The 12,796-nt window shown below is 75.0% G+C and carries 8 protein-coding genes; 2 read left to right on the top strand and 6 right to left on the bottom strand.

Translation table 11 applies throughout. The features are described 5' to 3' along the window. Positions 1-294: 294 nt before the first annotated feature. Both JKP75_RS02645 and JKP75_RS02640 read left to right on the top strand, forming a co-directional pair. Positions 295-1,497: a glycosyltransferase family 2 protein gene (locus JKP75_RS02645; RefSeq protein WP_200492744.1), complete on the top strand. Its 1,203-nt coding sequence runs from the start codon at positions 295-297 to the stop codon at positions 1,495-1,497. A gap of 5 nt (positions 1,498-1,502) precedes the next feature. Beyond that, a complete protein-coding gene (locus tag JKP75_RS02640) occupies positions 1,503-1,658 on the top strand; it encodes a hypothetical protein (RefSeq protein WP_200489306.1) in 156 nt (51 codons plus the stop codon). A gap of 42 nt (positions 1,659-1,700) precedes the next feature. On the opposite strand, the gene JKP75_RS02635 is transcribed toward JKP75_RS02640, so the two are convergent. The 6 genes from JKP75_RS02635 to JKP75_RS20240 all read right to left on the bottom strand — a co-directional run bounded on the left by JKP75_RS02635 (position 1,701) and on the right by JKP75_RS20240 (position 12,778). Then, positions 1,701-2,618 (bottom strand): MazG family protein, encoded by a 918-nt coding sequence (locus JKP75_RS02635; RefSeq protein ID WP_200489307.1) that lies wholly within the window; start codon positions 2,616-2,618, stop codon positions 1,701-1,703. Between the two features lie 4 nt (positions 2,619-2,622). Then, a complete protein-coding gene (locus JKP75_RS02630) occupies positions 2,623-3,621 on the bottom strand; it encodes a peptidylprolyl isomerase (protein WP_200489308.1) in 999 nt (332 codons plus the stop codon). Positions 3,622-3,681: 60 nt separating this feature from the next. Next, the gene (gene mfd, locus JKP75_RS02625) at positions 3,682-7,233 is read right to left on the bottom strand and encodes a transcription-repair coupling factor (protein ID WP_200489309.1); all 3,552 of its coding nucleotides are present in this window, start codon (positions 7,231-7,233) and stop codon (positions 3,682-3,684) included. 119 nt (positions 7,234-7,352) lie between these two features. Then, positions 7,353-8,036 carry a hypothetical protein gene (locus JKP75_RS02620; protein WP_200489310.1) on the bottom strand — a complete coding sequence of 228 codons (684 nt, stop codon included), beginning with the start codon at positions 8,034-8,036 and terminating at the stop codon, positions 7,353-7,355. Next, on the bottom strand, positions 8,033-12,319 hold the full coding sequence (locus tag JKP75_RS02615) for a PKD domain-containing protein (RefSeq protein ID WP_200492743.1): 4,287 nt from the start codon (positions 12,317-12,319) through the stop codon (positions 8,033-8,035). Before JKP75_RS02615 ends, JKP75_RS02620 begins: the two co-directional genes overlap by 4 nt. Positions 12,320-12,490: 171 nt before the next feature. Next, positions 12,491-12,778 carry a hypothetical protein gene (locus JKP75_RS20240; RefSeq protein WP_242473242.1) on the bottom strand — a complete coding sequence of 96 codons (288 nt, stop codon included), beginning with the start codon at positions 12,776-12,778 and terminating at the stop codon, positions 12,491-12,493. Positions 12,779-12,796: the final 18 nt, after the last annotated feature.

Genomic DNA, 12,796 nt, shown 5'->3' with positions numbered 1-12,796 from the left:
GCCCGACCCGTCGGGGGGACCGATCACGATCCGTGAGCGCGTGGCACCCATCACGACCCCCGATCGAGGGACATCGGCCCGGATCGCTACTCACAGCGACGGTGCGTCGGTCAGCCTTGGTCGTCGGCGGCTCGGGGGAAGACCGTCGGCACTGGGGGAACAGCAATGCCATCGACCGCTGCGGCCGTGCTCGCGCCGCACCGCGGAACGCCGACCGCCGGCTCCGTCCGGCCGTCCGCGACCGTTCCGCACGCCCGCCGGGCGCCGGCGGGACCGCCCGCGCCCACCGTCACGGTGCTGGTGCCGGCCCACGACGAGGGTGCCCGCATCCTCGCCACGCTGGCCGGCCTCCGGGAGCAGACCCTGCGCCCGGACCGCGTCCTCGTCGTCGCCGACAACTGCTCCGACGACACCGCCACCCTCGCCCGGGCGGCCGGCGCCGAGGTCTACGAGACGGTGGGCAACCGCGACAAGAAGGCCGGGGCGCTCAACCAGGCGTGGGCGCTGCGGTTCCGGCGGGCCGCGGTCGGCGATCGGCGGGGCACCGACCGGCGCGGGTTCGACCGCCGCACGTCGGCCCTGCCTCTCGACGCCCCCGACCGGCGGTCCGGCGGACGGCGGCAGCAGGCGCGACGCGGTGTGATCGCGCGCCGCCGGTACACCGGCCCGGTGCGCCCCGACCGCAGCGACGACTCGCTCGTCGTGGTCCAGGACGCCGACTCGACGCTGGACCGTGGCTTCCTCGCCGGCGCGGCGCGGCACATCCGCCGCGACGAGCGCATGGGCGCGGTCGGCGGCACCTTCCGCGGCGACCCCGGAGGCGGCCTGGTCGGCCACCTCCAGCGCAACGAGTACGCCCGCTACGCCCGCGACGTCCGCCGGCTCAAGGGCAAGTGCCTGGTGGTCACCGGCACCGCGGCCATGTTCCGGGCCGGCACCCTGCGCCGGATCAGCGAGGCCCGGCAGAACGGTGAGCTCCCCCGCGGCGACGGCGCCGGCGGCATCTACGACACCACCGTGCTCACCGAGGACAACGAGCTGACCTTCGCGATCCTGCACCTGGGCTACACGGTCCTCAGCCCGCAGGAGTGCACGCTCACGACCGAGGTGATGCCCACCTGGCGGGCGCTGTGGCACCAGCGGCTGCGCTGGAAACGCGGCGCGGTGGAGAACTGCTTCCAGTACGGCGTCACGTCGATCACCTGGCGGTACTGGGGGCGGCAGCTGCTCACGCTGGCCGGCGTCCTGGTGACGCTGCTCTACCTGGGCTCGCTGGCGGCCTCGCTGGCGGTGTCCGGCTCCGTGCGGGTCGAGCCGTTCTGGCTGGCCGTCACCGGGATCTTCGTGCTCGAGCGCGTGGTCACGATCGCCGACCGCGGCTGGCGGCACATGCTCCTCGCCGCCAGCATGTACGAGCTGCTCTACGACGTCTTCCTCCAACTGGTCCACGCCAAGGCGTACCTGGACTCGGCGCTGCGTCGCGAGAGGAGGTGGTAGGCACCATGTACGACAACCCCTCCGCTCCGCTCGCGGCCGGTGGCTCGGGCTCCGTGCTGGCGTACACAGGCTTCGACAGCCTGTGGCTCGCCCTCGCGGCGTTCGCGCTGATCGCCGTCGGCACCGCGATCCTGCGGATCGTCCCGCGTTCTCAGGCCTGATCCCCTCCGGCCCGGACGCCGCGCGTCCGGGCCGGAGAGCGCTCAGCTCCCCGCGCCCCGCTCCTCGGCGGCCGCGTCCAGCTCGCCCGCGTACCGGCGCACCGCCTCGCGCAGCGCGTCCTCGACGTCCCAGCCGCGCGCCTGCGCCGCCGTCACCACGCCGAGCAGCCGCTCCCCCAGCTCCTCGGGGCTCCGGTCGGGGAGGTCGGCGACCTCCGGCGTCGGCAGCCCGGCCCGACCGGCGCGACGGACCAGCGCCGCACCCCACGAGCTCGCCGGCTGCGACCGGGAGACCCCCTCCGTCGGCGAGCGACGCTGCTTCTCCTGCTGCTTGATCTCGTCCCACCCGGCCTCGACCGCCGCCACGTCGCGCGGGCCGGCGTCCCCGAACACGTGCGGGTGCCGGCGGACCAGCTTGTCCACCAGGTCGCCGGCGACGGCGTCCACGTCGAACGCCCGTGCCGGGTCCGCCTCCGCCGCCACCCGGGCGTGGAAGACCACCTGCAGCAGCACGTCGCCGAGCTCCTCACGCATCGCGACCGGGTCGTCGTCGACGATCGCGTCGTAGGCCTCGTGCGCCTCCTCCAGCAGGTAGCCGCGCAGCGACGAGTGCGTCTGCTCGGCGTCCCAGGGGCAGCCGCCGGGCGAGCGGAGCCGGTCCATCACCCGCACCACGTCGAGCAGCCGGGCGCCGGCCGGCTCGGGCGGGGCGGGGACCACCTCAGCGCCGGGCAGCGCGGCCGGGTCGTCGGTCAGCAGGACGACGGCGTCGGGCCGTGCCTGCGCGGCCGCGGCGTCCGGGACCTCGCCGACCTGCCGGCCGGCCGCGCGCAGCACCGCAGCCGTCGCGGCCGCGCCGGGCACGGCGACCAGTGGCCGGTCGGCGAGCGTCTCCCAAGCGGCCGGTCCGAGCAGACCGGGCAGACGGGGGCTGACGACGACGACGCGGGCGACGGGCACCGGGTCAGTCTCCGGGAGCCGCCGGCTGCACCTCGGGCGGCCCCGACACGATCTCGACGACGCCGCCCTCGTTGCGCACCAGCCGTCCGTCGTCGTCCAGCACGCCGTAGCGCGGGTTCACCGCGAGGTCGAGGTCGGCGCGCACGCGGGCGACCACCTCCGCGCCGGCCGCCTCGGCCTCCTGCCCGGCCCGGCCCCGCAGCTCGTCGCGCAGCTCCTCGAACGGCGGGAACACCTCGCCGGTCACGAACCCGACGACGACCCCCAGGTCCTGCACCGGCACCGTGAACCCGGTGCCGGGCGCGGCGGCGGTGAACTGCTCGCGGAGCACCGGCGGCAGGTCCTCGGGGGCGCGGCGGGCGAGCGCGGGCAGGGTCGCGTCGCCGGGGTACCGGGCGGCCACGGCGGCGTACCCGTCGGGCGCGGCGGTGAGCTCGGCGAGCACCGCGGCCGCCGTCGCCTCGTCGGGCACGGTCACGTAGCCGATCTCCAGCTGCGCGAACTCCTCGCGGGCCTCGCCGTAGAGCTCGCGCAGCGCGTCGTCGTCCGTGCCGGCGGCGCCCTCGGCGGCGGCGACCTGCTCGCGCACCAGCTGCTGGCGGATCGTCTCGGTCACGTCGGTCCGGCTCACGCCCTGCGCGGCCAGCTCGGCGTAGACCTGGTCGGGGTCGTCGTCCCCCATGAGCTCGTCGATGCGGTCGCGCACCTCGTCGTCGCCGACGGCGAGGTCGTAGCGCTCCTGGACCTCGGCGTAGACCTCCCGCTCCACGAGGAAGCCGAGCACCCGGCGGGCGAAGTCCGGGCGGCTCCGGTCGGCGAACGCGGCCACGCCCTCGTCGGCGATCCGCTCGTCGATCCCGCGCTGGAGCTCGGTGACGGTCACCCGCGCGTCCCCGACGTAGGCGGCGACGTCCGGCGAGGTCCGGCAGGCCGCCAGCGCGGGCAGGGCGAGGGCGAGGGCGAGCCCGGCGGCCGCCACCCGGGGAGCGCGAGGGATCAGCACGCCGGGAGACTCCCACACCCGCCCGACCCCGGGGCAGACATGGCCGTTTCTGCCCCGGGGTCAGGAGGCGGCGGCCACCGGCTGCTCGAGGACGGCGGTGAGCGTCGCGCGGAGGTTCTCCAGCAGCGCGACGTCGCGCACCGGCGTCCGCCGGTCGGGGCCGACCGGCATCTTGAGCACGATCGTCTCCACCGCGGCCTTGTAGGACGCGCCCTCGGCGAGCCGGGCCAGCCGCATCTGCTTGGACTCGGGCAGCACCACCGGGCTGATCCGGATCGCCCGGCCCTGCAGCGAGACCTCGGTGATGCCCAGCGCCCGCATCGCCACCCGGAACCGGGCGACGGCGAGCAGGTTGAGCACCGGGGCCGGGGGCGCGCCGTACCGGTCGGTGAGCTCGTCGAGCACCGCCTGCGCCTGCTCCTCGTCCTGGATCGAGGCCACCTTGCGGTAGGCCTCCATGCGCAGCCGCTCGCCGGGCACGTAGTCGTGCGGCAGGTGGGCGTCGATCGGCAGGTCCACGCGGACCTCGACCGGCTCGGCCGGTGCCTCCTCGCCGGTGACCTGGGAGCGGTAGTCGGCGACCGCCTCGCCGACCAGCCGGACGTAGAGGTCGAAGCCGACGCCGGCGATGTGCCCGGACTGCTCGCCGCCGAGCAGGTTGCCCGAGCCGCGGATCTCGAGGTCCTTCATGGCGACCGCCATGCCGGCGCCCAGGTCGGTGTTGTTCGCGATCGTGGTCAGCCGGTCGACCGAGGTCTCGGTGAGCGTGCGGGTCGGGTCGTAGGTGAAGTAGGCGTAGGCCCGCTCCCGCCCTCGGCCGACCCGGCCGCGGATCTGGTGCAGCTGGGAGAGGCCGAAGGTGTCGGCGCGGTCGACGATCAGGGTGTTGGCGTTGGGGATGTCCAGGCCCGACTCGATGATCGTCGTCGCGACCAGGACGTCGTACTCCTTCTCCCAGAAGCCGACCATGATCCGCTCGAGCTCGTGCTCCTTCATCTGCCCGTGGCCGACGGCGACGCGGGCCTCCGGCACCAGGGCGCGGATCTTCGCGGCCGCCTTGTCGATCGACTGCACGCGGTTGTGGATGACGAAGACCTGGCCGTCGCGCAGCAGCTCGCGGCGGATAGCGGCGGCCATCTGCTTGTCCGCCCACGCGCCCACGTAGGTGAGCACCGGGTGCCGCTCCTCGGGCGGGGTGAGGATCGTCGACATCTCGCGGATGCCGGTCAGGCTCATCTCCAGGGTGCGCGGGATCGGGGTCGCGGACATCGACAGCACGTCGACCGCCGTCCGCATCGTCTTCAGGTACTCCTTGTGCTCGACCCCGAAGCGCTGCTCCTCGTCGACGATGACCAGGCCGAGGTCCTTCCACCGGGTCGTGGGCTGCAGCAGCCGGTGGGTGCCGACGAGGATGTCGATGTCGCCGGCCGCCAGCTGCCGCAGGATCTCGGTGGTCTCCTTCTCCGACTGGAAGCGGGAGAGCACCTTCACCGTGACCGGGAACTGGGCGACCCGCTCGGAGAAGGTCTTGAAGTGCTGGTTGGCCAGCAGCGTCGTCGGCACCAGGACGGCGACCTGCTTGCCGTCCTGCACCGCCTTGAACGCGGCCCGGATGGCGATCTCGGTCTTCCCGTAGCCGACGTCGCCGCAGATGATCCGGTCCATCGGGACCGACTGCTGCATGTCGGCCTTCACCTCGTCGATGGCGGCCAGCTGGTCGGGCGTCTCCTGGAACGGGAAGGCGTCCTCGAGCTCGCGCTGCCAGACGGTGTCGGGGCCGAAGGCGTGGCCCTGCGACGCCATGCGCGCCGAGTAGAGCCGGATCAGCTCGCCGGCGATCTGCTTGACCGCCTTGCGCGCCTTGCTCTTGGTGTTCTTCCAGTCCGCGCCGCCCAGCTTGGACAGCGCGGGCGCCTCGCCGCCGACGTAGCGGGTGAGCTGGTCGAGGGAGTCGGTCGGCACGAACAGCCGGTCCGGCGGCTGGTTCCGCCGGCCGGGCGCGTACTCGACGATGAGGTAGTCGCGCTGCCCGCCGTTGACCGTGCGGCTGATCATCTCGATGTAGCGGCCGATGCCGTGCTGCTCGTGGACGACGAGGTCCCCGGGCTGCAGCTGCACCAGGTCGACGGCGTTGCGCCGCCGGGCGGGCATCTTCACCGCGTCGCGCATCGACGTGCCGCGCTGGCCGGTCAGGTCGTGCTCGGTGAGCAGCGCCAGCCCGACGCCCGGGAAGGCGAACCCGGCCTCGAGGTTGCCCTGGGTGACCGAGGCCAGCCGCGGCTCGGGCGCGGTCTCGATGCCCGGCACGAGCGCGGCACCCAGCTCTGCCTCCGCGAACTGGTCGGCGGCGCGCTGGGCGGGCCCGGGGCCGGCGAAGGTGACGACGACCCGCCAGCCCTCGCGCTGCCAGCCGCGCATCGTCTCGACCGCCTTGGGCACGTCGCCGGCGAACCGGTCGACCACCGTCGCGTCCAGGTTGATCACGCCGTCGTCCGCCGTGTCATCAGCTGTGACCGTGAACGACCCCGTCGTCCACCACGGCAGGCCGCGCCCGCGGGCAGCGCTCTCGACGTCGGCCAGGTCGCGGAAGGAGGAGGCGCCGAGGTCGAGCGGGGCCTCCCCCGCCTCCGCGGCTGTGGCCCACGACGCGGCCAGGAACTCCTCGGCGGTGCGCACCAGGTCCGCCGAGCGGCTGCGCACCCGCTCCGGGTCGGCGACGAGCACGTGCGTGCCGGCCGGCAGCAGGTCGGTGAGCAGCTGCATCGCCTCGTCACCGATGAGCGCGGGCGTCAGCGACTCCATGCCCTCCACTGCGATGCCCTCGGCGAGCTTGCCCAGCACCTCGATGAGACCGGGGTGCTCGACGGCCAGCGCCGCGGCGCGGGCCCGCACCTCCTCGGTGAGCAGCAGCTCGCGGCACGGCGGGGCCCACAGCCGGTCGGGGCGCTCGTCGAGGGAGCGCTGGTCGGCGGCGGAGAAGTAGCGCAGCTCGTCGACCTCGTCGCCCCAGAACTCCACGCGGACCGGGTGCGGCTCGGTGGGCGGGAAGACGTCGAGCAGACCACCGCGGACGGCGAACTCGCCGCGCTTCTCGACCAGCTCGACGCGGGTGTAGGCGGCGTCGGCCAGCGCGCGGGCGACGTCGTCGAGGTCGGCGGCGTCGCCGGGCTTCAGCTCCACCGGGACGAGGTCGCCGAGGCCCGGGGCGAGCGGCTGGAGCACGCTGCGCACGGGCGCGACGAGGACGTCGATCGTCCCGTTCTCGCCGGGGTGGGTGAGGTCGCGCAGGACCGCCAGGCGGCGGCCGACGGTGTCGGCGCGGGGGCTGAGCCGCTCGTGCGGCAGCGTCTCCCAGGCCGGGAAGGTCGCGACCCGGTGCTCGGGGAGGAAGCAGCGCAGCAGGTCGGCGGTGACGTCGGCGTCCCGCTCCCCCGCCGTCACCAGCAGGACCGGCACGCCGGCCCCCGGCTCCCGGGCCGCGAGCGCCGCCGCGACCAGCGGCTGCACCGGCGGCGGCGCCGTGACGGCGAGCTCCGCGCTCCCCGCCGCCGCCACGACGCGCGCCATGCCGGGATCGCTGAGGACGACGTCGAGCACGCCGCGCAGACTCACGCTGTATCTCTCTCCTGGGATGCGGGGCCGCACCGCTGCCGCCCGAGTGCGGCGCGGGGCCCGATTCCCAGGTTAGACGGCGGGGCCGACACCCGCCGGGGCGCGGCGGGCCGCCCGGGTCAGCGGACGGGAACCGCCCCGGCGAACACGGCCGGGAACCGGTAGCCGTCGACGTCGACGGACAGGCTCACGGCACCGAGCTCGCCCTCGGGGATGGCGAAGGCGTAGACGCCGGTGGCCGTGGCCCCCGGCGCGAGCACGCCGCCGAGGTCGACGGTGTCGCCGTCGTACAACGGGCTGGCCTGGGTCCCCGGGCCGTAGGTCGCCTGGACCACCACGGCGTTCAGGTCCAGCGGCGCGCCGCTGCCGTTGGTCAGCTCGACGGTGAACACCGTCTGCGGCTGACCGGCCCGGGCGCCCGGGCCGCTGCCCCGGGTCACGCCCTGGGTCGCGCCGACCACCCGGACGGAGGCGCCGTCGGACCACTGCGCCGGCCGCGCGAAGTCGGCCGGCGCCGCCTGGACCGTGCGCGCCGACTCCGGCACCCCCTGCCGGATCACGACGTCCGCGGCCACCACCTCCGTCGCCGGCGACTCGACCGGCTCCGTCGGCGCCGGGAGGGCGTCGGGATCCGGCGTCGGCTCCTCGGTCCCGGGCGCCGAGGTCACCGGGGCCGGGGCAGCCGGCGCACCCGCCGTCCGCGCGTCGTCGTCGTCCGTCGTCGTCAGCACGAGGACCAGCGCGGCGAGCAGCATCACGACCAGGGCCGGGAGCACCCGGCGGAGCAGCACGGCGCGGGTCACGGGAGCACCCGGGCGAGGAACGTGGCCACGCGGACCTCGACCGGAGCGGTGGCGCTGCCGGACAGGTACGTGAACAGGCCCACGCTGCCGGGCGCCTGCAGCGCCGCGGTGGTGTCGGTGCGGGTCAGCGTCGGCGCGACCGGCTCGGCCGTGCCCGCCTTCCACACCGTCGCCGCGAGCTCCGTGGTGCCGGTGCCGGCGACCCGGACGCGCACATCAAGCTCCGTGCCGGCGGTGTAGGTGAGGCCCGGGACGAGCACCTCGGCACCGATCAGCACGTCGTCGCTGGTGCCGGACAGCCGGACCATGCCCACGCGCACGCTGCCGTCGGCCAGGACGCGCACCCGGGCGCGGTACTCCTGGTTGGCGGCGACGCGGCGCCCGATCACGTAGACGCTGGAGCCGCCGCCGGTCGGCACGGAGCCCAGCGACAGCCGGGTCTGCACCTCCGTCCGGGTCTGGGACACCCCGCCCACGAACGAGCCGGTGTTGGTGCCCTTGACCGAGGCGAGGACACCCGCGCCGCCGCTCACCGACTGCCGGGCGGCACCGGCCGCGACGGTCCAGGCGCCACCGACGTCGGCGGTCCCGAGACCGCCGGTCACCGACCGGTCGAACTCGTCGGCGACGAGGGGCTGCTCGGTCGGCGGCTCCTCGACCGGGGGCTCCTCGACCGGCGGCTCCTCGACCGGCGCGGTCACGGTGACCGGGCGGGTGGTGGTGGCGGTCGCGCCGTCGTCGTCGGTCACCGTCAGCGTCACCGTGTAGGTGCCCGCGGCGCCGTAGGTGTGCGTCGCGGTCGCTCCCGAGCCGGCCGGCGTGCCGTCGCCCCAGTTCCAGCTGTGGGAGGCCACGGTGCCGTCGGCGTCGGTGGAACCGGTGCCGTCGACGGTGATCCCGAGCCCGGCCGGGGTGGCGGTGAACGCCGCGACCGGGTCCTGGTTCACCACCGGCGCGGGCGCGCCGACCGGGGCGACCCGGAAGGAGGTGAACCGCACCGCGGAGGCGGCCGTGTTCGACGTCGGCCGGTAGGCGGCCAGGCCCACGCCGCCGGGCGCCTGCAGCGCCGCGGTGGTGTCGGTCCGGGTGAGCTGCGGCGCGGTCGGCTCCGCCGTGCCGTCGGCCCACACGGTCGCGCGGATGTCGGTGCTGCCGGCCCCGGTCACCTGCACCCGGACGTTGAGCAGGGAGCCCGGGGCGTACCGCAGACCCGGGACGACGATCTCGCCGCCCGGCCAGGACTCGGTGCCCGAGATCCGCGACAGGGCGAGCCAGACCTGGCCGTCCGCCGCGACCCGCACGCGGACCCGGTACTCCTTGTCGGCCGCCACGCGGCGGCCGCTGACGTAGACGTAGGTGCCGGCGGCGCCGGTGGGCATCGCGGCGAGCCGGAACGACGTCCGCACGTCCGCCGAGGTCTGCGCAACCCCGCCCAGGTAGGCGCCGGTGTTGTTACCGGCACCCGGCAGGCCCAGCTCGCCCACGCCCGGCGTCACCGACAGGCGCGCAGCACCGACCGCGGCGGTCCAGGGGCCACCGGTGTCGGCGGTCCCGAGACCACCGGAGACGGTCCGGCCGAAGGCGTCCGCGGCGACGACACCGGCCTCCGGGGGGACGACGACGGGCGGTGCCGTCACCGTGACGTCCCGGGTGGTCGTGCCGGTCGCGGCGTCGTCGTCGGTGACCGTCAGCGTGACCGCGTAGGTGCCGGCAGCGGCGTAGGTGTGCGACGCGGTCGCACCGGTGCCGGCCGCGCTGCCGTCGCCCCAGTTCCAGGAGTACGAGGCCACGGTGCCATCGGCGTCGGTCGACGCGGTCGCGTCCACCGCCACCGTCAGGTCGGTCGCCGTCGAGGTGAACGCCGCCGTCGGCGCGGCGTTCGGGGCCGGGGCGGTGGCCAGCGCGAAGTGCGCCGCCACCTGCTCCGCCGTCAGCGTCGACGGGTACACGGCGAGCTCGTCCAGCGCACCGGCGAGGGCGGGGCCGGCCGGGGCGTTCGGGACGCCCGAGACCACGGTGCCGCCGCCGAACATCCAGTAGCCGGAGGCGACGCGGGTGTTGGCCCGCGTCATCGTCGGGTCGTTCGCCACCGGGGCGCCGTCGACGTAGAGCACGGTGCCGCCGGTGCCGACCGTGGCCACGAGGTGGTGCCACCGCCCGTCGGTGACCGGCTCGGTGCTGCGCACCGTCTTGTAGGTCGTCGCCCGCGGAGCGGTGCTGGCGCGGGAGGAGAGCCCGAAGGACACCCGTCCGCCGTCGTCGACGTACAGCGCCCGGTCGGTGTTGGCGATGTCGCCGGCCGGCAGGTCCCTGCCGTACTGGGCGATGACGCCGCCGGTGGTCGACGTGGTGCGGACCCAGGCCTCGACCGAGAACGCGGTGCCGGGCGTGGTCACCGCGACCGCGGTGGAGGCCAGGCCGGCGGCCGTGCCGTCGGTGGTCACGGCGGTGTTCCCCGGCACGGCGCCCTCGGCGCCGCGGCCCACGCCGGACCCGGTCGTCAGGTTCGTGGTGCCGGCGTGATCGAAGGAGGTGGTGCCGCTGGGCTCACCCACCCGCCAGTACTGCACCGGGCCGTCGGCCAGCACGCCCCGGGCGTAGGCGCTCGTGGCGGTGGCGACCTGGGCCGCGTTGGACGGCGAGCTGGTCACCGTGTTGCCGTACGGGTCGGTCACGACGACGCGGTAGCTCACCGTGGCGCCCGCGGGCGCGGTGTCGGTGAACTGCTGCACCGGCCGGTTCCACCACGCGGACTCGACGGTGGCGGTGTGCACCGGCGTGGTGCCGCCGTCGCGGAAGACCTGGTAGGTCAGCGTCGAGTCGTCCATGTCGTACGACGACGGGTAGCGGACCTCGACCTCGCCGGCGGTGACCGACGTGGCCTGCGGCCGCATCTGCGCGGCGGTCAGCTCCGGGCCGCGGTCGTTGGGGGCCACGTTCGGACGGGCGAAGCGGACCAGGCCGGACTGGGCGCGGCCGTTGACGGAGGTGAACTCACCGCCGAAGACGACGTAGTCGCCGGCCCCGGTCACCGACCACGGGCCCTGGAACTGCTGGGTGTAGGTGCCCGCGTTCAGCGTCGGCCAGAAGTGCAGGATCGTCGGGCTCGGGCGACCCTCCCAGCTGGTGTAGCGGGGCAGGTCGGTCGTCGCCTTGAGGAGGCCGGTCGCCGCCACGGTCATCGCGACCGCGCGCTGCCACGTCCGCGGGTTCGGGTCGGGGAAGCTGCCGGCGGTCTCGCAGTCGTGCGCGTGGCTGGCGTTGTAGAGGACGGTGCCGTCGGCCCACGTGTCGTACGGGTCGCCGTGGCAGTCGCTCATCCACACCAGGTCCAGCGTGGTCGGGTCGAACGCGACGACGCCCTCGACGTTGCCGATCTGGAAGGCGTAGACGCTGGCGTAGGCCACGCCGCCGTACATCTTCAGGCTCCAGGCGCCGGCCGGGTCGCCGGTGTTGTTGATGCCCCAGGGCTGCGACTTCGCGTCGCCGCCGGCGGTGTCCACGGAGGCGATCGAGTACGCGGTGATGCCGTTGACCTGGCCGAACTGACCCGCGAGCACGACCCGGGTGCCGGTCGGGTCGACGACGATGCCGCGGACGGTGTTGTTCGCCGTCGGCGCCCAGCTGGTCAGGGCGCCGTTGGCGGCGTCGAAGGCCGCCAGCCGCGTGCGGGACTGGCCGCCCGCGGTGGTGAAGTTGCCGCCTGCGTAGACCGTGGAGCCGGTGACCGCGATCGAGTACACGGCCTGGTTGGTCGTCGGGGCGAAGCCGGGCACGAGCGCGCCGGTGGCGACGTCGAAGGCCGCGATGTGCCCGCGGGCGATGCCGTCGACGGTGGTGAAGTCACCGCCGACGTAGATGCGCGACCCGTCGGGCGAGGCGACGACGATGCGCCCCTGGCCGTTGAGCCGGTGGTCGAAGCCGGGGATCAGCGCGCCGGTGCGGATGTCGAAGGCGAGCAGGTTGGCCCGCGGGGTGCCGGCGCCACCGCCGGCCGGCGTCGCGGTGGTGAAGCTGCCGGTCGCGTAGACGGTGGTGCCGACGGTGACCATCGACCAGACGACCCCGTTGGTCTGCACGGTCGGCAGGGCGTCCGCGGAGACCGTGTCGGGGAGCGGGACCGGCGCGGGCTCGGCCGCGGAGGCGGGTGCGGGCACCGCCAGCCCCAGGGCGATGAGGGCGCCGGCGAGCGCTCCGGCCACCAGGGCGGAGAGGGCCCGTCGGCCCTGCCCGCCGCGCACGACGCCTCGCTGCATGTCCTTCTCCCCGATGAGGTGGTGCACGACCGGCCTCCTGAGCGGAGAGCCGGGGTGCCGGCGCGGAGCCGGCGTCGGGCCTTGCGGCCGGAGCAGATGATGACGGAGCGTGACCACCGGTCAAGGTGCGGTGTCACCTGGGAGGGGCGCTACGGGCGCGAACTCACCCGTTCGTGAGCGCCCGGGGCAGCCGGTCGGTCAGGAGCTGAGCGCCCGGGCGCCGCGCCCGGTGGGCGTCTCGGCCTCGATCGCGGCCAGCGCCTTGCGCAGCAGGGTGCTGGAGGTGTGCATCGTGTACGGGAAGTACTGCACGGTCACGCCGACCTCGGCGAAGTCCCGCTCCAGGCGCTCGCCCTTGGGGGTCCCCCGCCAGTCGTCGCCCTTGAAGATGACGTCGAAGCGGACCTCGCGCCAGGTGTCGATCTTGTCCGGCACGACCTCGGCGTGGACGTCGTCGACGAACCGCAGGCTGCGCACGATCTCCATGCGCTCCGCGAGCGGGAT

The sequence above is a fragment of the Blastococcus sp. TML/M2B genome (assembly GCF_016612865.1).
Taxonomy (GTDB): domain Bacteria; phylum Actinomycetota; class Actinomycetes; order Mycobacteriales; family Geodermatophilaceae; genus Blastococcus.
The sequence above is the reverse complement of the archived record's forward strand: the minus strand, read 5'-3'. Positions and strand labels throughout refer to the sequence as shown.